The organism is Pseudomonas sp. EU05-FHT14B02 (genome assembly GCF_058791055.1).
In genome coordinates, this window is sequence record NZ_JBYTDD010000044.1 from 1 (window position 1) to 18,524 (window position 18,524).

The 18,524-nt window shown below is 61.2% G+C and carries 19 protein-coding genes, 1 pseudogene and 1 riboswitch; of the genes and pseudogenes, 13 read left to right on the forward strand and 7 right to left on the reverse strand.

Annotated features, from left to right (window positions below; all coding sequences use genetic code 11):
• Positions 1–102 (forward strand): annotated as a pseudogene (locus AC3WTM_RS28210) (IS110 family transposase); the annotation flags it as partial.
• A gap of 124 nt (positions 103–226) precedes the next feature.
• On the opposite strand, the gene AC3WTM_RS28215 reads toward AC3WTM_RS28210, so the two are convergent.
• The 5 genes from AC3WTM_RS28215 to purM form a co-directional block, all read right to left on the reverse strand.
• Positions 227–1,087, reverse strand: coding sequence for a pirin family protein (locus AC3WTM_RS28215; RefSeq protein ID WP_102671754.1), 861 nt, complete (start codon positions 1,085–1,087; stop codon positions 227–229).
• A 62-nt stretch (positions 1,088–1,149) separates the two neighbouring features.
• On the reverse strand, positions 1,150–1,566 hold the full coding sequence (locus AC3WTM_RS28220; RefSeq protein WP_102671755.1) for an OsmC family protein: 417 nt from the start codon (positions 1,564–1,566) through the stop codon (positions 1,150–1,152).
• 201 nt (positions 1,567–1,767) lie between these two features.
• Complete coding sequence (locus AC3WTM_RS28225; RefSeq protein WP_102671756.1) at positions 1,768–2,481, reverse strand: DUF3108 domain-containing protein; 714 nt, start codon at positions 2,479–2,481, stop codon at positions 1,768–1,770.
• A gap of 8 nt (positions 2,482–2,489) precedes the next feature.
• A complete protein-coding gene (purN, locus tag AC3WTM_RS28230; RefSeq protein ID WP_102671757.1) occupies positions 2,490–3,140 on the reverse strand; it encodes a phosphoribosylglycinamide formyltransferase in 651 nt (216 codons plus the stop codon).
• Positions 3,140–4,198, reverse strand: coding sequence for a phosphoribosylformylglycinamidine cyclo-ligase (gene purM / locus AC3WTM_RS28235; RefSeq protein ID WP_102685563.1), 1,059 nt, complete (start codon positions 4,196–4,198; stop codon positions 3,140–3,142). The genes purN and purM overlap by 1 nt, the downstream gene beginning before the upstream one ends.
• Positions 4,199–4,582: 384 nt before the next feature.
• On the opposite strand from purM, the gene AC3WTM_RS28240 reads away from it, so the two are divergent.
• The 6 genes from AC3WTM_RS28240 to AC3WTM_RS28265 all read left to right on the forward strand — a co-directional run bounded on the left by AC3WTM_RS28240 (position 4,583) and on the right by AC3WTM_RS28265 (position 9,903).
• The gene (locus AC3WTM_RS28240; RefSeq protein WP_102671759.1) at positions 4,583–5,629 is read left to right on the forward strand and encodes a DUF2066 domain-containing protein; all 1,047 of its coding nucleotides are present in this window, start codon (positions 4,583–4,585) and stop codon (positions 5,627–5,629) included.
• A gap of 36 nt (positions 5,630–5,665) precedes the next feature.
• A complete protein-coding gene (locus AC3WTM_RS28245; protein ID WP_102671760.1) occupies positions 5,666–6,739 on the forward strand; it encodes an AI-2E family transporter in 1,074 nt (357 codons plus the stop codon).
• A gap of 230 nt (positions 6,740–6,969) precedes the next feature.
• Positions 6,970–7,674 carry a DnaA regulatory inactivator Hda gene (gene hda / locus AC3WTM_RS28250; RefSeq protein ID WP_007984552.1) on the forward strand — a complete coding sequence of 235 codons (705 nt, stop codon included), beginning with the start codon at positions 6,970–6,972 and terminating at the stop codon, positions 7,672–7,674.
• A gap of 222 nt (positions 7,675–7,896) precedes the next feature.
• On the forward strand, positions 7,897–8,529 hold the full coding sequence (locus AC3WTM_RS28255) for a C40 family peptidase (RefSeq protein WP_008017885.1): 633 nt from the start codon (positions 7,897–7,899) through the stop codon (positions 8,527–8,529).
• A 165-nt stretch (positions 8,530–8,694) separates the two neighbouring features.
• Entirely contained in the window at positions 8,695–9,231 is a 537-nt protein-coding gene (locus AC3WTM_RS28260; protein WP_102671761.1) for a C40 family peptidase, read from the forward strand.
• A gap of 18 nt (positions 9,232–9,249) precedes the next feature.
• The gene (locus tag AC3WTM_RS28265; protein WP_102671762.1) at positions 9,250–9,903 is read left to right on the forward strand and encodes an O-methyltransferase; all 654 of its coding nucleotides are present in this window, start codon (positions 9,250–9,252) and stop codon (positions 9,901–9,903) included.
• A gap of 141 nt (positions 9,904–10,044) precedes the next feature.
• Here AC3WTM_RS28265 and AC3WTM_RS28270 read toward each other — a convergent pair whose 3' ends face one another.
• On the reverse strand, positions 10,045–11,358 hold the full coding sequence (locus AC3WTM_RS28270) for a PQQ-dependent sugar dehydrogenase (protein ID WP_102671763.1): 1,314 nt from the start codon (positions 11,356–11,358) through the stop codon (positions 10,045–10,047).
• A gap of 66 nt (positions 11,359–11,424) precedes the next feature.
• Positions 11,425–12,009 (reverse strand): hypothetical protein, encoded by a 585-nt coding sequence (locus AC3WTM_RS28275; RefSeq protein ID WP_090453912.1) that lies wholly within the window; start codon positions 12,007–12,009, stop codon positions 11,425–11,427.
• Positions 12,010–12,162: 153 nt separating this feature from the next.
• Positions 12,163–12,396: riboswitch (cobalamin riboswitch) on the forward strand.
• 83 nt (positions 12,397–12,479) lie between these two features.
• Between AC3WTM_RS28275 and cobO the strand changes: the two genes are divergently transcribed.
• Genes cobO through AC3WTM_RS28305 form a run of 6 tightly spaced genes read left to right on the forward strand, consistent with a single transcriptional unit; the run spans position 12,480 to position 18,410 of the window.
• Positions 12,480–13,091 (forward strand): cob(I)yrinic acid a,c-diamide adenosyltransferase, encoded by a 612-nt coding sequence (gene cobO / locus AC3WTM_RS28280; RefSeq protein ID WP_057715808.1) that lies wholly within the window; start codon positions 12,480–12,482, stop codon positions 13,089–13,091.
• Positions 13,088–14,425 carry a cobyrinic acid a,c-diamide synthase CobB gene (locus tag AC3WTM_RS28285; protein WP_102671764.1) on the forward strand — a complete coding sequence of 446 codons (1,338 nt, stop codon included), beginning with the start codon at positions 13,088–13,090 and terminating at the stop codon, positions 14,423–14,425. Before cobO ends, AC3WTM_RS28285 begins: the two co-directional genes overlap by 4 nt.
• Positions 14,422–15,072, forward strand: a complete 651-nt coding sequence (gene bluB, locus AC3WTM_RS28290) for a 5,6-dimethylbenzimidazole synthase (protein WP_102671765.1) — start codon at positions 14,422–14,424, stop codon at positions 15,070–15,072. The genes AC3WTM_RS28285 and bluB overlap by 4 nt, the downstream gene beginning before the upstream one ends.
• Positions 15,069–15,977, forward strand: coding sequence for an adenosylcobinamide-phosphate synthase CbiB (cbiB, locus tag AC3WTM_RS28295; protein WP_102671766.1), 909 nt, complete (start codon positions 15,069–15,071; stop codon positions 15,975–15,977). The genes bluB and cbiB overlap by 4 nt, the downstream gene beginning before the upstream one ends.
• Entirely contained in the window at positions 15,970–16,962 is a 993-nt protein-coding gene (gene cobD, locus AC3WTM_RS28300; protein WP_102671767.1) for a threonine-phosphate decarboxylase CobD, read from the forward strand. The genes cbiB and cobD overlap by 8 nt, the downstream gene beginning before the upstream one ends.
• Positions 16,959–18,410, forward strand: a complete 1,452-nt coding sequence (locus AC3WTM_RS28305) for a cobyric acid synthase (RefSeq protein ID WP_102671768.1) — start codon at positions 16,959–16,961, stop codon at positions 18,408–18,410. The genes cobD and AC3WTM_RS28305 overlap by 4 nt, the downstream gene beginning before the upstream one ends.
• Positions 18,411–18,524: the final 114 nt, after the last annotated feature.

Genomic DNA, 18,524 nt, shown 5'->3' on the forward strand with positions numbered 1-18,524 from the left:
TTCAGCACCACTCAGGCGTTGGTGATGCTGGCTCGCAAGCTTGCTCGGGTGGTATTCGCCTTGCTGAAAGGGCAAAGTGAATATCAGCCAAAAGCCAGTTGAGGGCTTTCCCTCAACCATAGAATCTCCCACAGTTGACCGCGTCGGTCACAGGAATTGCGCACGACACACTTCCCCTGTGGGAGCGTGCTTGCTCGCGATGGCGGCATAACTGGCGCCGAAAGTTTCAGGGCAGTTCGATTCGCTCGCTTTCCCCCGGCACCGTCGGCCAGTCCCCGGCCGCCCAGCGTCGGCGCGCTTCATCGATAGCCGCCGGATCGCTCGCGACAAAATTCCAGTTGATTCGCCGTGGCCCGTCCAGTGGCGCTCCGCCAAACAGCACGGCGTGACTGTCGCTTTCAGCAAACAGGGTCATTTCTTCCCCCGCAGGCAGTACCACCAGTGAGTACGGCTCTATTGGCTCGCCATCGAGTTGCACTTCGCCGCTCAACACATACAGTGCACGTTCTTCATGCTCGGTGGGGATCAGTAGCGTTGTCGCCGTTTGCAGGTGCAGTTCCGCGTACAGCGTAGGAGAAAGCACCGGCACTGGTGATTCCAGGCAAAAACCTGACCCGGCAATCATACGGATCTTCACCCCCAGGTTGTCGCTGACCGGCAAGGTGGATGCCGGATGGTGGCTGTAATGCCCTGGGCCTTGTTCCTTGTCCTTGGGCGATGCCAGCCAGATCTGCAAGCCGTGCATCGTGAAGCCGCTTTCTTTCAGAGCCTCGGGCGTGCGTTCGACGTGGGCGATAGCACTGCCGGCCGTCATCCAGCTGACGTCGCCAGTCCCGACCACTTGATCGGAACCGAGGCTGTCCTTGTGCTGGATCTGCCCCTGGAACAAGTAGGTGAGGGTGGACAGGCCAATATGCGGATGCTGGCGGATGTTCATGCCTTTGCCCGGTGGGTAACGGGTTTCCAGCATGTGGTCGAAAAACACGAATGGCCCGACGCTGCGGCACTTGGCGGATGGCAATGGGCGGAGAATCGGCTGGCCTTCGACATCTTCGGTGCGGGGGCGGATCACGAGCGGAGTGTTCATGGTGCGTTCCAGGCTGGGCGGGTGATGCGGTCGAGCATAACCCGCTTGCGCAACCGTTGCCGCTATTGGCTGAAAGCGCCTTCGGAGAGGTGGGTTTCGATGCTGACTTCAGACGTGGTCATCAGCTTGTGGATCGGGCAGCGATCGGCCACGCGGTGCAGTTCTTCGCGCTGGGCATCGGTAAGTACGCCCTTCAGGGTCAGTTTGACGTGCAGCGCGTATTGGCCTTTCTGTTCCTGGCTGTTGTCGCGCTTGACCTCGACGCCGACACCGGTCAGCGGGATGTCTTTCTTCCTGGCATACAGCTTCAGGGTCAGTGCTTTGCAGGCACCCAACGCGGCATCGAAATAATCGTGTGGCTCCGGCGCCGAGCCCTCTCCACCCGCCGTGACGGGCACGTCGGCGAAGAGTTCGTGGTCATCGATTTGTACGCTGTGGCGAAAGCCTTCGGCGGAGACAGTGTTGACGGTGACAGTCATGGGAAACCTCGCGGGCGGCAGGAAAACTCATTCGATCAAAAAAGACCTTGAAGGTATAGAGCCATCGCGTTTGTCGGGTGTTCCAATCTGTAGGGGCGAGCTTGCTCGAGATGATCTCACTGGCACTGCGTGTATCCGCCAGTGCGAGTCATCGTTAAAGTCCATGGCGAGCAAGCTCGCTCCTACTGGTCTCGATCCGGATCAGCTGCCTTTGACTGGCTTGCCGTTGACCGTGCCGTCCAGGAGCATGATGTTGTACTCCTTGCCGTCGGTCTCGACCTGTTGCAGGCGAACCAGCAGGTAATCCCAATCCTTGGCGAACCACAGCACGGTGATGCGCTTGCTTTGCGTCGGATCGCGTACGCGCTCGACTTTGATCGCATCGATCTGACCAGCCTTGGTGTCGACTTTTTCCGAGCCCAGCACGCGGAAGTCATAGGTATCGACTTCGCCATCATCGACAACCTGATAGCTCATGCTCTTTTTGCCGGCAGCCACGTCATGTTGCAGTGCCAGTTGATAGGTGGATTTGTCGACCATGCCGCGGTTCAGCGGAATATTGACCGCGTCACCACGATCGGTGCCGGTGACCTTTTTCGCGGTCCAGTCGAAATCCAGGTCGGCTTTCTTGGCTTTGCCCAGGCCGCCACGCTCGAAATGGTAGGACTGGGGCAGCAAGGTGTCCTTGTCCACGGTCAGGGTGCTTTCTTCGGACAGGCTGGCGATCATCATCGAAGCTTTGAAGCTGAGCTTCCAGACGCCGTTGGCTTCCTTGGTCAGGCTGCGTTCGGCAGTGCCACTCATGGGCAGCTGTTTCCAGTCGGCGGTGTAGCTGGCGGAGAAGGGTTGAAGGTCTGCCGCCTGGGTGAAGGGTAAGGCGAGCAGAGCGCAAGCGAAGAGCAGGGCGCGACGCATAAAATCTCCTAGTTTCGAATCAAGTGGCCGCTGGCCGCGAGTAACTGTCCATCCAGTAAAGCACCTTGCTCGCCGAGGGCTAGACGACCTTCGGCAAACCAGCGTACGGCCATCGGGTAGATCAGGTGTTCCTGAACATGGACCCGCTGCGCCAGACTCTGCGGCGAATCCTGTAACTCTACCGGTATTACAGCTTGTACGACCAGTGGTCCGCCATCGAGTTCCTCGGTGACGAAGTGCACGGAGCAGCCGTGCTCGGTGTCGCCAGCCTCCAGCGCGCGCTCATGGGTGTGTAACCCTTTGTATTTGGGTAGCAGCGAGGGATGGATATTGAGCAGGCGACCCTGATAGTGGCGTACGAAACCAGCGCTGAGAATGCGCATGAATCCGGCGAGTACCACGAGTTTGGGATTGAAGGCGTCGATCAGTTCGATCAGCGCGGCGTCGAAGGCCTCGCGACCTTCGAAAGCCTTGTGATCCAGGGCGCGGGTGTCGATACCCGCGTCCCTGGCGCGTTGCAGGCCGTAGGCGTCGGCGCGGTTGGAAATCACCGCAGCGATGCGGACCGGGCTGTCGCCGGTCCGCGTGCTGTCGATCAGGGCCTGCAAGTTACTGCCGGTGCCGGACAACAGCACCACGACATCACAGGTCTTAGGCATCAGTGAGCCTTGAGGTTCTTCAGTTCAACCTGAGCTGCGCCTTCGGCAGCGGTGGAGATCTGGCCGATGACCCAAGGCTGCTCGCCCGCTTCGCGCAGAACGCTCAGGGCGGCTTCAACGTGCTCCTGAGCCACGCAGATGACCATGCCCACGCCGCAGTTCAGCACGCGGTGCATTTCGTTCTCGTCAACGTTGCCTTTCTCTTGCAGCCAGTCGAACACTGCCGGGCGGTTCCAGCTTGCCACGTCAACCACGGCTTGAGCGCCTTTTGGCAGAACGCGCGGAATGTTGTCCAGCAGACCGCCGCCAGTGATGTGGGCCATGGCTTTGACAGCGCCGGTTTCCTTGATCAGCTTGAGCAGCGGCTTCACGTAGATACGGGTAGGGGCCATCAGCAGGTCGGTCAGCGGCTTGCCGTCGAGCTGGATGTTCTCGATGTCGGCGCCGGATACTTCGATGATCTTGCGGATCAGCGAGTAGCCGTTGGAGTGCGGGCCGGAAGACGGCAGGGCAAGCAGGGCATCGCCGGTAGCAACCTTGGAGCCGTCGATGATTTCGGATTTTTCCACGACGCCAACGCAGAAACCGGCCAGGTCGTAGTCTTCACCTTCGTACATGCCCGGCATTTCAGCGGTTTCGCCGCCAACCAGCGAGCAGCCCGACAGTTCGCAGCCAGCGCCGATGCCGGTCACAACCTGGGCAGCGGTGTCGACGTTCAGTTTGCCGGTTGCGTAGTAGTCCAGGAAGAACAGCGGCTCGGCGCCGCACACCACCAGGTCGTTGACGCACATGGCAACCAGGTCGATGCCGATGCTGTCGTGTTTGTTCAGATTCAGTGCCAGGCGCAGCTTGGTACCGACGCCGTCAGTACCGGAAACCAGCACGGGCTGCTTGTAGCCGGCCGGGATTTCGCAGAGGGCGCCGAAACCGCCCAGGCCGCCCATGACTTCCGGGCGCGCAGTGCGCTTGGCGACGCTCTTGATGCGTTCGACCAATGCTTCACCGGCGTCGATGTCTACACCGGCGTCCTTGTAGCTCAGGGAGGGTTGCTTGCTCATGATCCAGGCCTTTAGGGGGGGATTTCTGGGTAACGACCGAGTCCATCGGGACCGCCGAAACAGGCGAAGGCGAGGGCCATGCACGAATTTCAGGGTGCCCGGCTGTTGCCGGTCTGCGAAGGCGCGCGATTTTATCAGGCTTGAGCCGCAGCGGCCATCCTCAGGCCGACAGCAGGGCCATATCCGTTCAAAAAAACCGTTAATGCGCGGTGTCGGTGGCATCCTGCATGGCTGTATAAGGTATCGCGATTAACCGTCTATCGTTATGACAGTGCGAAAACTTCCCCGGAACGTGTGAATGTTTTGCGTCGGGCAACGGTCACAGTCTTGCTCGATCGTGTTCATGCGGTCTGTTCCAGCCGCTCTTGTCGTCAGGAATCCTTCATGCGTTTTTGTAAATTCTTGCTTGTGAGTTGTTTGTCAGTGGTCAGCCTGGTCAGTCAAGCCGAAACCGTCAAAGGCCTTTATCTGGTGCGCGAGCCGGTGAATGGCCAGTCGCCCGAGGAGCGCGACCAAGCGACTCAGCGTGCGTTGGACACATTGGTATTACGCCTGACTGGCGACCCCAAGGCCGCTCAAAGTCCGGGGTTGGCAGCGATTCGCAAAGACCCGCAACAGATCATCAGCCAATACGGCTTTGAGGCCGGGCCCCCGGAAGTCCTGAAGGTTGATTTCGATCCGGGTACCACCGAGCAGGCCTTGCGCCGCGCCGGCCTGGCCATGTGGGGGGCCAATCGGCCGTCGATCCTCGGCTGGTGGTTGAATGATTCGACCGAGGGTTCAAGCCTGGTGGGCGACGGCCAGGCCAGCGCTGTGCCGCTGCGTCGGGCTGCCCAGCATCGGGGCTTGCCATTGCGCTTGCCATTGGCGGATCTGAACGAACAGATCGTCGCAGCCGCGCCGAATCTGGAAGGCTCAGATCCCGCACCTTTGCATGCGGCATCGGAACGCTACAATGCCGACGCCCTGCTTGCTGTACACGCCAGGGAAGAGGGCGGGCAATGGCAAGCCAAGTGGCAATTGTGGCTGGGGGATAAAAAAGAGGCCGGCAGTGTGCAGGGCGCCGATCAAGCCGCCGTGGCCGATGCGGTGATGCTGGCCGTCAACGAGCGCCTGGCGCCGCGGTTTGTCGCCAGGCCGGGTGCTTCGAGCGAGCAATTGCTGGAAGTGCAAGGCATGAATCTTGAGCGCTACGCGTCGCTCGGACGATTGCTGGAACCGTTTGGCGGGCGTGTGCGCAGTGTCGAGGGTGACCGGATTCTTTATCGGGTCAATGGCAGCGTCGATCAGTTGCGTGCGCAACTGTCGCTGGCCAGACTGCAGGAGGCGCCGGCGGGTCAGGCCCCGGTAGCGCCCGTTCAGCCAACCACCGGCAGCACGGTGCCAGCCACCGCACCGGCCCCGATCCCGCAGCTACGTTTTCGCTGGTAGATTTTCTTTCTTTATATAGAAGCAATGGAGTGGTTCATGGCCGATACGCGGCGTTGGTTCTGGCTCGGCGGGGTGGTCCTGCTGTGTGTGTTTGTCTGGTTGTTGCATCCGATCCTCACGCCGTTCCTGGTGGCGCTGCTGTTGGCCTACCTGTTCGACCCGCTGGTGGATCGGCTGGAGAAGGCAGGCCTGTCCAGAACCTGGGGTGTCGTGGCGGTGTTTACCCTGTTTACATTGATATTCACCGCGCTGCTGTTGGTGTTGGTGCCCTTGCTCGCCAGGCAGTTGTTTCGTTTGTATGAGTTGGCCCCGCAAATGCTCGACTGGTTGCAACACACCGCGTTGCCTTGGGCGCAATCGAAGTTCGGCCTGTCGGACGGTTTCTGGAAGTTCGACAAGCTCAAGGCTGCCATCAGCGAGCATATGAGTCAGACCACTGATGTTGTCGGTGTGGTGTTGAGTCATGCCACTGCCTCGGGGCTGGCGTTGATCGGCTGGCTGGCGAACCTGGTGTTGATTCCGGTGGTGAGCTTCTACCTGTTGCGGGATTGGGACCTGATGATGGCCAAGGTCCGCAGCCTGCTACCCCGTGATCGTGAAGCGCGCGCGGTGTCGCTGGCAGGTGAATGCCATGAAGTCCTCGGGGCGTTCGTGCGCGGACAGTTGCTGGTGATGGTGGCCTTGGGTGTGATCTACGCAGCGGGCCTGATGCTGGTCGGGTTGGAACTGGGTCTGCTGATAGGCCTGATTGCCGGTCTGGCGGCGATCGTGCCGTACATGGGGTTTATCATCGGCATTGGCGCGGCGCTGCTTGCGGGGCTGTTCCAGTTCGGTGGTGATCTTTATCCAATGCTCGGCATTGTCGCGGTGTTCATGGTCGGCCAGGCGCTGGAGGGTATGGTGCTGACGCCGTTGCTGGTCGGTGACCGGATTGGCCTGCACCCGGTGGCGGTGATTTTCTCGATCCTGGCCGGTGGTGAGCTGTTTGGCTTTACCGGCGTGTTGCTGGCATTGCCGGTCGCTGCGGTGATCATGGTGCTGGTGCGCCATATGCATGATTTGTATAAGGATTCTGATATCTACGGGAGAGCCGACGAGCCGCAGGTGTAAGGGGCATCGATAGCCGATAGTGGGCTGCCCGGGTTCGTACCGGATCAGCCTGCTGGCGTCGCCCGACTGTCACATGCACCGCCAAAGAATCTGTCACAAAACCAATGCATTAACGCAAACCTTTGATTTTGCTTGTGGTCTGTCGCATTGTGCGGTCCGCTTCACGGGTATAAACTTCGCAAACTTTACACAGAGGCCACTAACGGTTCCTTTGGAACTGTTCAGTCAGCATGAAACCGATTCAGCTGCCCCTAGGTGTGCGTCTGCGTGACGACGCCACCTTTATCAACTACTACCCAGGCGCCAATGCCGCTGCACTCGGCTATGTCGAGCGGCTGTGCGAAGCCGACGCCGGCTGGACCGAAAGCCTAATCTACCTATGGGGCAAGGACGGGGTAGGGCGTACGCACCTGTTGCAGGCCGCCTGCCTGCGCTTCGAGCAATTGGGCGAGCCGGCGGTGTATCTGCCGTTGGCCGAACTGCTCGATCGCGGCATTGAAATCCTCGACAACCTCGAACAGTACGAACTGGTCTGCCTGGATGATTTGCAGGTGGTTGCCGGACGAGCGGATTGGGAAGAGGCGCTGTTTCATTTGTTCAATCGCTTGCGCGACAGCGGTCGGCGCTTGCTGATTGCCGCGTCGACATCCCCCCGGGAGTTGCCGGTGAAGCTGGCGGATCTAAAATCCCGCCTGACCCTGGCCTTGATCTTCCAGATGCGTCCGCTGTCCGATGAGGACAAACTGCGTGCCCTGCAATTGCGCGCATCCCGACGAGGTCTGCATCTGACCGATGAAGTCGGGCATTTCATTCTGACTCGCGGTACCCGCAGCATGAGTGCGCTATTCGAGTTGCTCGAGCGCCTCGACCAGGCCTCCCTCCAGGCTCAGCGCAAGCTGACAATCCCGTTTTTGAAAGAAACCCTCGGCTGGTAAACCCGCTGAAACCGGGGCTTTTAGCCGTTTCGGCATATTTCAGGCGCCAGAAATCCCGCTTTCCTGCAAGGTTGCAGGCCGCGTGCGTGTTTAAAATGGGCTTAAGCGCTTAGATGTAAACGAGAAACGGATAAGTCACAAAAAGATCGATTGAATTTGCAAATGAGGTTGATAGCGGGCATAGTCTCGGCTTCTTTACAACTTTCAGCCACGGTCGTGCCCATGCTAAATCGCTTCGCACCCCTCGTGCCTCTCGCACTCGTTACCCTGTTGTTCGGTTGCGCTGCCCACACTCCAGTGGCTCAGCAAGCTCCGCAACAACAGGTTCAAAACTCGGTCACCGCCCAGTCTTCCGCTCTCTTTCAGGAAGAGCTGGCTACCGAAAAAGAACTCGCAGACTTCGCTGGCGGCAAGTCCTACCAGCTTCCGGTCCTGGCCGACAGCATCCTCGAACGTGGCATGTCCCTGATCGGTACCCGCTACCGTTTCGGCGGTACTTCTGAAGCCGGCTTCGATTGCAGTGGTTTCATCGGTTACCTGTTTCGCGAAGAAGCGGGCATGAACCTGCCACGCTCCACCCGCGAAATGATCAACGTGGACGCACCGCTGGTCTCGCGCAGCAAGCTTGAGCCGGGTGACCTGTTGTTCTTCGCAACCAACGGTCGTCGTGGTCGCGTCAGTCACGCCGGGATCTACCTGGGTGACAACCAGTTCATCCACTCCAGCAGCCGCCGCAGCGGCGGTGTACGCATCGATAGCTTGGGCGACAGCTACTGGAGCAAGACCTTCATCGAAGCCAAGCGCGCCCTGGCAATGGCACCTAACGCGTCGCCAATCGTCACTGCACGCAAATAAGCGGACAATTTGTAAGGCGAACTTAAAGTCTTACTTGAAGTTTGTCGTGTAGCCGCTAGAATCTTGATCTACAAATGATGGCAAACCGCCTGCGTCCCACGCAGGCGGTTTTCTTTTCTGCGCTCCCCGCAGAAAAAGCCGCAGCCAGATCAGGATGTTCTGCTTATGACGACGTCGGCCCGCCTCGCAATCATGTTCTTCGCAGTGCTGCTCAGTGCCTGCGCCAGCCGCACACCGCCTCCTGCGCCGGTGGTTCGCGCTCCCATCGTATTTGGTTCCTCACAAGCTTTTTCGCCCGAAGCGGAAGATGTGCTGTTTCGCGCGCTCGGTCTGGTGGGCACGCCTTATCGCTGGGGTGGCAATACGCCGGATTCCGGATTTGATTGCAGTGGCCTGATCGCTTATGTGTACCGCGATGTCGCCGGTATTGCCTTGCCGCGCACCACGCGCGAGATGATCTCCATGCAAGCGGCGAGTGTGGGCAAGGAAGGCTTGCAGACCGGCGACCTGCTTTTCTTTGCCACCAATGGCGGTTCCCAGGTCAGTCATGCTGGCATCTATGTGGGGGAGGGGCGTTTCGTCCATGCGCCGGCCACCGGCGGCACCGTGAAGCTCGACAGCCTGTCCAAGGCCTATTGGCAAAAAGCTTACCTGAGCGCCAAGCGTGTTCTGCAGCCTGAACATTTGGCGCGCAATCCGTAACCTCCGGAGCTGGTGGTCATGACTGCTCGCACGCTCAATCTCGACGACGCCCTGTACCAATACCTGCTCGATGTTTCCCTGCGCGAAACGCCTCTGCTCAAGCGCTTGCGCGATGAGACCCAGGCGCTGCCGATGGCACGCTGGCAGGTGGCGCCTGAGCAAGGGCAGTTTCTTGCTTTGCTGGTGAAGCTGACGGGGGCCAGGCGTTTGCTCGAAGTCGGCACCTTTACCGGTTACAGTGCACTGTGCATGGCGGCGGCATTGCCTGCTGGTGGCTCGTTGATTTGCTGTGACATTCCCGGTGACTACAACGCCACGGCCCTGCGTTACTGGCAGGAAGCCGGGCTGGCCGGACGCATCGATCTGCACTTGGCGCCTGCGCTGGAAACCCTCGGCAAGCTGGACCAGCCAGGCCAGTTCGATCTGGTTTTCATCGATGCCGACAAGGCCAACTACCCGGCTTATCTGGAGCACGCCCTGCGATTGCTGCGGGTCGGCGGGCTGGCGGTGTTCGATAACACGCTATGGAGCGGGCGCGTGCTCGAGATCAGTCCCGAGAGCGCGGACACCCGGGCGATCCAGGCGCTCAACCGGGCGTTGAAGGACGATGCGCGGGTGGATCTGTCGTTGTTGCCGTTGGGGGATGGTTTGACCCTTTGCCGCAAACGCTGAACTGGAAATCCTGTGGGAGCGAGCTTGCTCCGGGGGGCGTTCCGACTATAGCGGTAGGTCAGTCAGCATCGATGTTGAATGTGCCGGCCTCATCGCGAGCAAGCTCGCTCCCACAGGGTTCTGAGTTCATCCGGGATGGTGTTATCTGGCAGCCGACACCCGCCACACCTTGTTCCCTACATCATCGGCCACCAACAGGTCACCCTGTCGGTCGATCACCACGCCAACCGGGCGGCCCATGGCCTGTTCCTTGTCGTTGAGAAAACCGGTGAGCACTTCAATGGGCTTTCCGACAGGTTTGCCTGCGCTGAACGGCACGAAAATCACTTTGTAGCCGCTGTGCGGCTTGCGGTTCCAGGAGCCGTGCTGCCCGATGAATGCCCCTTGGGTGAAGGGCGGCGGCAGTTTGCTGTTTTCGGCGAAGGTCAGGCCCAGTGATGCCGTGTGCGGGCCGACGGCGTAGTCCGGGGCGATAGCCTTGGCCACCAGGTCCGGGTTTTGCGGCTCGACGCGAATATCGACATGCTGGCCGAAGTAACTGTACGGCCAGCCATAGAATGCGCCGTCTTTCACCGAGGTGATGTAGTCCGGTACCAGGTCGCTGCCGATTTCATCCCGTTCGTTGACCGCGGTCCAAAGCGCCCCACTGTGCGGTTCCCAGGCCATGCCGTTGGGGTTGCGCAGGCCGGACGCGAAGATCCGCTGCTGGCCGGTGGCGCGATCCACTTCCCAGATCGCCGCGCGACCTTCTTCCTTGTCCATGCCGTGTTCCGCAACGTTGCTGTTGGAACCCACGGTGACGTACAGCTTGCTGCCGTCCTTGCTGGCGATGACGTTCTTGGTCCAGTGGTGATTCAGCAGGCCGCCCGGCAGGTCGACCACTTTTGCCGGCGGTGACTTGATCTGCGTATCACCACTTTCATAGTGAAAGCGCAGCAGGCGATCAGTGTCGGCCACATACAGGTCATTGCCGACCAGGGTCATGCCGAAGGGCGAGTTGAGGTTTTGCAGAAATACCGTGCGGGTTTCCGCGACCCCATCGTGGTCCTTGTCGCGCAGCAAGGTGATGCGGTTGGCGCTGGGCACCCTGGCTCCGGCACGCCCCATGAATTTCTTCATGAGCCAGCCGCGAATGCCTTTGCCGTCTTCGGGTTTGGGGGGAGCATTGGTTTCCGCTACCAGTACATCGCCATTGGGCAGCACATAAAGCCAGCGCGGGTGATCCAGGTCTTCGGCAAAAGCGGTCACTTGGGTGCCATTGGCGGCGATGGGCTTCGCACCCTGCGGCCAGCCAATGGCCGGGGCGATGTTCACGGTCGGGATCAGCGTTCTGTCGGGTTCTGGCAGTTGAGGAGAAGGACCGGTGCCGTCGGAGACTTGCAGACGGGCGGTCCCGCCACAAGCGGCGAGCCCTCCGCAGAGCGCGATAACGAGAACGAGCGGGGGCGTGCGCATACGGGTCTTCCCCATGAGTGCCTTGTTCTAATCATAGAGGCGCGTTGTCGGCCGATGGTTCAACCTTCAGCCGCGAGCTTCCTTGAACAGCACCGCAATGCCGGGGTGATAGTTGCCGGCTTCGTTGCGCAACTTGCGGTAGGCATAAGGGAAATACCAGGCGACAGCGCAGGTGTGTTCCTTTTGCAGGTCGTCGACCATGTCCTGGAGTTCTTCCGGTGTGGCGCCCTGCTGGGCTTTTTGCGGGGCGACGAACAGGCAGCCGAGTTTCAGGTCGCTGGCGTGGCTCAGGCGCTTGGCATCGCTGGCGATGTCGAGCAGGGCCTGGGTCAAGTTGAGGCTGTTGACCCGTGGCCAGCGTTGGCTGGTCTGGATGTAGGCGCGGGTTTCGGGTGAAGCCAGGAGCAGGTCGGCGCGGCTGTTGCGTTCGCCTTCTTCGGTCTGCTTGCGGGTTGGCGTCTGTTGCAGCGTGACCATCTCGGCCATCCAGGCGGCGGCAGACAGTAGTCCGAGATTGGCCTTCTCGTCGTGCCAGTATGGTGTGTCGCCATCACCGCGGACGGCGTTGTAACGGTCGATGCATTCGAACCAGCGTTCGAGCACCGGGCGCAGGAATTCCAGCTTTGGATTGCTGATGATCATGCCTTGCATGGGCTCACCCTTGTTGTTGTGTTGTGAGTTTGTGGCTCTTTGATATCACTGCTGGGAGTGTGGCACAAGATTGACGTCAGTTTATTGGTTGATGGCAGTTATTCGGTCGATGGCCTCCCGGCTTTAATTGACGCTCCACCCCCAACCCTCTAACCTTCGCGGCTTGTTTCAGGTGCTCTGTGGCTTGGGTCGACAGAGTGAAACAGGGAAGCCGGTGAGTGAGTCCTTCTGTTGGTCGAAGGCCCGCAATTCCGGCGCTGCCCCCGCAACGGTAAATGAGTGAAAACTGTGTGTGATGCCACTGTGTCGATTTGATGCGGGAAGGCGCACGGTCTGGCCCCGCGGCCACTCATGAGCCCGGAGACCGGCCTGATTCATCCAGCGGCATCACGGTGGGCGATGCCAGGCTTGTTGCCTTCTATTCTTGTGCCTGCCCGCCGTTATTCCTGCCTCAACGGAGAGCTCCCCCCATGACTGATACCCCCGATCGTGACGAACGCCACCTGGCGCGCATGCAGCGCAAAAAAGCCGTGATCGACGAGCGCATCGCCAATTCCCCGAACGAATGCGGCCTGTTGCTGGTGTTGACCGGTAATGGCAAAGGCAAGAGCAGTTCGGCCTTTGGCATGCTCGCCCGCGCCATGGGGCACGGCATGCAATGCGGCGTGGTGCAGTTCATCAAGGGCCGCAACAGCACAGGGGAGGAGTTGTTCTTCCGGCGCTTTCCCGAGCAGGTGCGTTTTCATGTGATGGGCGAAGGCTTTACCTGGGAAACCCAGGACCGCCAGCGCGACATCGCCGCCGCCGAAGCCGCCTGGGCGGTGTCGCAGCAACTGTTGCGCGATCCGTCCATCGGTCTGGTGGTGCTCGATGAGCTGAATATCGCCCTCAAACACGGCTACCTCGATCTCGATCAGGTGCTCAGCGACTTGCAGGCCCGACCGCCGATGCAGCACGTGGTGGTCACCGGTCGTGCCGCCAAGCCGGAGATGATCGAGATGGCTGACACCGTCACCGAAATGGGCGTGATCAAGCACGCCTTTCAAGCCGGGATCAAAGCGCAGAAAGGCGTCGAATTGTGAGTCAGCCTCGACACTGTCCGGCGGTACTGATTGCCGCGCCGGCCTCCGGCCAGGGCAAGACTACCGTCACCGCGGCACTGGCCCGATTGCATCGCAATCAGGGGCGCAAGGTCCGAGTGTTCAAGTGCGGGCCCGACTTTCTCGATCCGATGATCCTCGAGCGCGCCAGCGGTGCGCCGGTGTATCAGCTGGACATGTGGATGGTTGGCGAGCAGGAGAGTCGCCGGTTGCTTTGGGAAGCCGCCGCTGAAGCCGACCTGATCCTGATCGAAGGCGTCATGGGGTTGTTCGACGGTACGCCGTCGAGCGCCGATCTGGCGCGGCATTTCGGTGTGCCGGTGCTGGGGGTGATCGATGGCACCGCCATGGCCCAGACCTTTGGCGCATTGGCCCTGGGGTTGGCGCGTTATCAGCCGGACTTGCCGTTCGCCGGCGTGCTGGCCAATCGTGTCGGCACGCTGCGCCACGCGCAACTGCTCGAAGGCAGCCTGACTGAAGGTTTGCGCTGGTACGGCGCGCTGTCCCGGGAAACCGGGATCGAACTGCCGAGCCGGCACCTGGGGCTGGTGCAGGCCAGTGAGTTGAATGATCTCGACCTGCGCCTCGACGCGGCAGCCGATGCCCTGGCCAGCAGTTGCGAGGTCGCGCTGCCACCGGCAGTCGAATTCGCCGCACCTGATGTGATCGCGGCCGAACCGCTGCTGGCCGGCGTGCGCATTGCCGTCGCCCGCGATGAAGCCTTTGCGTTCACCTACGGCGCGAGCCTGGATCTGCTGCGGGCGATGGGCGCCGAATTGTCATTCTTCTCGCCGATCCGTGACTGTGTGTTGCCGCAGGCGGACAGCCTGTATCTGCCAGGCGGTTACCCGGAACTGCACCACGTTGCACTGGCGCAAAACACCGCGATGCTCGATGCGATCCGCGCCCACCACCAGGCAGGCAAACCGCTGCTCGCCGAGTGTGGCGGCATGCTGTATCTGCTCGATTCCCTGACCGATGTCGAGGGTACTCGCGCCGAACTGGTTGGCCTGCTCAGTGGTGATGCAGTGATGCAAAAGCGCCTGGCGGCGCTGGCGTTGCAGGCGGTGGAACTGCCGGAAGGTTTGCTGCGTGGGCACACCTACCATCATTCGCTGACCACCACTGAACTGGTGCCGATTGCCCGTGGCTTGAGCCCTAACGGCGGGCGAGGGGCAGAAGCGGTTTATCGTGAGGGGCGGATGACGGCCTCTTATGTGCATTTCTATTTTCCGTCCAATCCGTCGGCGATTGCCGCACTGTTTGCGCCTGACCAAAACCCTGTGGGAGCGGGCTTGCCCGCGAAGAGGCCATGACGGATAACGCATTTTGCGAAGCCGAACGCGCGGCGGTGTACCGCGCCATCGCCGAGCGCCGCGACATGCGCCACTTCAGCGGCGGCACCGTCGAGCCCGAATTGCTCCGTCGCCTGCTCGAAGCCGCGCATCAGGCACCCAGTGTCGGCCTGATGCAGCCCTGGCGCTTCATTCGCATCAGCGATCGCGCCTTGCGCGGGCAAATCCAGGCCCTGGTAGAAGAAGAACGCATTCGCACCGCCGAAGCCCTTGGCGAGCGCAGCGATGAGTTCATGAAGCTCAAGGTGGAAGGCATCAACGATTGCGCCGAGGTGCTGGTCGCCGCACTGATGGACGACCGCGAGCAGCATATCTTCGGCCGCCGCACGCTGCCGGAAATGGACATGGCTTCGTTGTCCTGCGCGATCCAGAACCTGTGGCTGGCGTCCCGTGCCGAAGGGCTGGGTATGGGGTGGGTGTCGCTGTTCGAACCACAGGCACTGGCGGACCTGTTGAGGTTGCCGCTGGGTGCCAAGCCGTTGGCCGTGCTGTGCCTGGGGCCGGTGAGGGAGTTCTATCCGGCGCCGATGCTGGTGCTCGAAGGCTGGGCGCAGGCGCGTCCGCTACATGAATTGCTGTATGAAAATTATTGGGGAGTGAGTCAATGAGTGTGGCGTTGTTGAGTGTCGCCGCGGTTGCGCTGGATGCGCTGCTGGGTGAACCCAAACGCTGGCATCCGCTGGTGGCGTTCGGCCGTTTTGCCGAGCGCATCGAGCAACGTTTCAACGGCGGCGGTCGCGGCTGGCGCAGCCATGGCGTCACCGCGTGGGTGATTGCCGTGTTGCCACTGACGCTGCTGGCCACGGCATTCTCCTGGGCCCCTTATGTCGGCTGGATCGTCGAGATTCTCGCGCTTTATTGCGCCCTCGGCATGCGCAGCCTCGGTGAGCACGTCACGCCAGTGGCCAAGGCCCTGCGCAGTAATGACCTGGAGGCGGCGCGCACGCGGGTGGGTTATCTGGTCAGTCGCCAGACCAGCGAACTGGATGAAACCGAAGTCGCCCGTGCCGCTACCGAGTCGGTGCTGGAAAACGGCAGCGATGCGGTATTCGCGGCGTTGTTCTGGTTTGCCGTGGCGGGCGCGCCGGGTGTGGTGCTCTACCGCCTGAGCAATACGCTGGATGCGATGTGGGGTTATCGCAATGAGCGCTTCGAACGGTTCGGCTGGGCGGCGGCGAAGGTCGATGATGTGCTCAATTACATTCCAGCGCGCCTGGTGGCACTGACATACGCGCTGCTGGGCAAAACCCGGCTGGCGTTGAAATGCTGGCGCACCCAGGGCCCGACCTGGGACAGCCCGAACGCCGGCCCGGTGATGGCGGCAGGGGCGGGTGCCCTTGGTGTCGAATTGGGTGGGGCGGCGATTTATCACGGCGAACTGCATCAGCGTCCGCAGTTGGGCGAAGGTGTGCCGGCGGATGCCGACTCCATTGACCGGGGCTGGCAATTGGTCCAGCGCGGGGTATGGTTATGGCTGCTGATTCTCTGCCTGGGGGCCGAATTTTATGCTTGAGCACGGTGGGCGGCTGCGCAAGGCAGCGCTCGAGTACGGCATTGATGAAGCTGACTGGCTGGACCTGTCCACGGGGCTGGCACCCTGGCCGTTCCCGGTGCCGGATATTCCGCTGCGGGCCTGGGCCCGTTTGCCGGAGACGGACGACGGTCTGGAGCAGGCCGCCTGTGATTACTACGGCACCTTGCAGGCATTGCCGGTGGCCGGCTCGCAAATGGCGATTCAACTGCTGCCGCGATTGCGTCGGGCGGGCAAGGTCGGCGTAGTGTCGCCGTGTTATGCCGAGCACGCTGAAGCGTGGCGTCGCAACGGCTACATCGTGCGTGAAGTGCTGGAGCAGGAAGTCGACTTCTTTATCGACAGTTTCGACGTACTGGTGGTGGTCAATCCGAATAACCCCACGGGCCTGAGCCTCACCCCCAGTCGGCTGCTCGACTGGCACACGCGACTGGCGCAGCGCGGTGGCTGGCTGGTGGTGGACGAAGCGTTCATGGATAACACGCCGCAACTGAGCCTGGCGCCGTTTGCCCATCAAGTCGGATTGATCGTCTTGCGTTCCTTCGGCAAGTTTTTCGGCCTGGCCGGTGTGCGCCTGGGGTTTGTGCTGGCCGAGCGCAAGTTGCTCAAGTTGCTGGCAGAACAAGTGGGGCCGTGGGCCGTGAGCGGGGCAACCCGTGTAGTGGGCCAGGCCTGTCTGCGCGATACCGAGGGACAAGCGCGGCAACGGGTGCGCACCGAAGAGGCCAGCGAGCGCCTTGCATTGTTGCTGGAACAGCACGGCTTCGAGCCCCAGGGCGGTTGTGCGCTGTTCCAGTGGCTGATCACTGAGCGCGCCGAAGAGCTGCATGAATTCATGGCCCGGCGCGGCATTCTCCTGCGGTTGTTCACGCACAACAGCAGCCTGCGATTCGGCTTGCCCGGTGACGAAATCGCCTGGGTACGACTGGCGCGGGCGTTCGACGATTTCGCCAAGGAAAACCAATGACCACGCTGATGGTGCAGGGCACCACATCGGATGCCGGTAAGAGCACGCTGGTAACCGCGTTGTGCCGCTGGGTCACGCGTCAGGGCGTCAGGGTGGTGCCGTTCAAGCCACAGAACATGGCCCTCAACAGTGCGGTGACTGCCGACGGTGGCGAGATCGGCCGCGCCCAGGCGGTACAGGCCCAGGCCGCGCACCTCGAACCGCACACCGACATGAACCCGGTGCTGCTCAAGCCCAACAGTGACACCGGTGCTCAGGTGATCATCCATGGCCGTGCAGTCACAACCATGAATGCGGTTGCCTATCACGACTACAAAACCATCGCCATGCAAGCGGTGCTGGCCTCCCACGAGCGCTTGAGCGCGGCGTATCCGCTGGTGATGGTCGAGGGTGCGGGCTCGCCGGCGGAAATCAATCTGCGGGTCGGGGACATCGCCAACATGGGCTTCGCCGAAGCGGTGGATTGCCCGGTGCTGCTGATCGCCGATATCAATCGCGGCGGGGTTTTTGCCCATCTGGTAGGCACCCTCGAACTGCTGTCGCCGAGTGAGCAGGCGCGGGTCAAAGGCTTCATCATCAATCGTTTCCGTGGCGATATCGCATTGCTCCAACCCGGACTCGACTGGCTTGAAGAGCGCACCGGCAAACCGGTGATCGGCGTGCTGCCGTACGTGATGGATCTGCACCTGGAGGCCGAGGACGGCATCGATCAACGCCAGACCGATAAAGCCGAGCAGGTACTGAAAGTAGTAGTACCGGTGCTGCCGCGCATCAGCAATCACACCGATTTCGATCCGCTGCGCCTGCATCCGCAAGTGGACCTGCAATTCATCGGCCCCGGCCAGGCGATTCCGCCCGCCGACCTGATCATTCTTCCCGGTTCGAAAAGTGTGCGCAGCGACCTCGCGTACCTGCGGGCCAACGGCTGGGACACCGCCATCGCCCGGCATCTGCGTTACGGCGGGAAACTGCTGGGGATCTGTGGCGGCCTGCAGATGCTCGGTGAGCAGGTACATGACCCGCTGGGCCTCGAAGGTGCGCCGGGTTCCAGTGCCGGTTTGGGGCTGCTGGCGTTCCAGACCCAGCTCGAACAAGAGAAGCAATTGCGCAATGTGCGTGGTCGCCTGGCGCTGGAAGATGCGCCGGTGGCGGGTTATGAAATTCATGCCGGCGTGACCACCGGACCGGCCCTGGAACATGCCGCCGTGCATCTGGATGACGGCCGCTGTGATGGTGCGCAAAGTGCTGACGGGCAGATTTTCGGCACCTACCTGCACGGGCTGTTCGAATCGCCGGCGGCGTGCAGCGCACTGTTGCGCTGGGCCGGGTTGCAGGATGTGCAGGCCGTGGATTACCACGCCTTGCGCGAGCGTGATATCGAGCGGCTGGCGGATCTGGTGGAGAAGCATCTGGATACTTCTCTGCTGCGTCAGCTCTGTGGGTTCTGAGGTGGCTGTTGCGGCCCCATCGCGAGCAAGCTCGCTCCCACAGGTTACGAGGTGTAATCAAAATGTATGTTCAGCCTGGATCAATTGTGGGAGTGATCTTGCTCGCGATAAGGG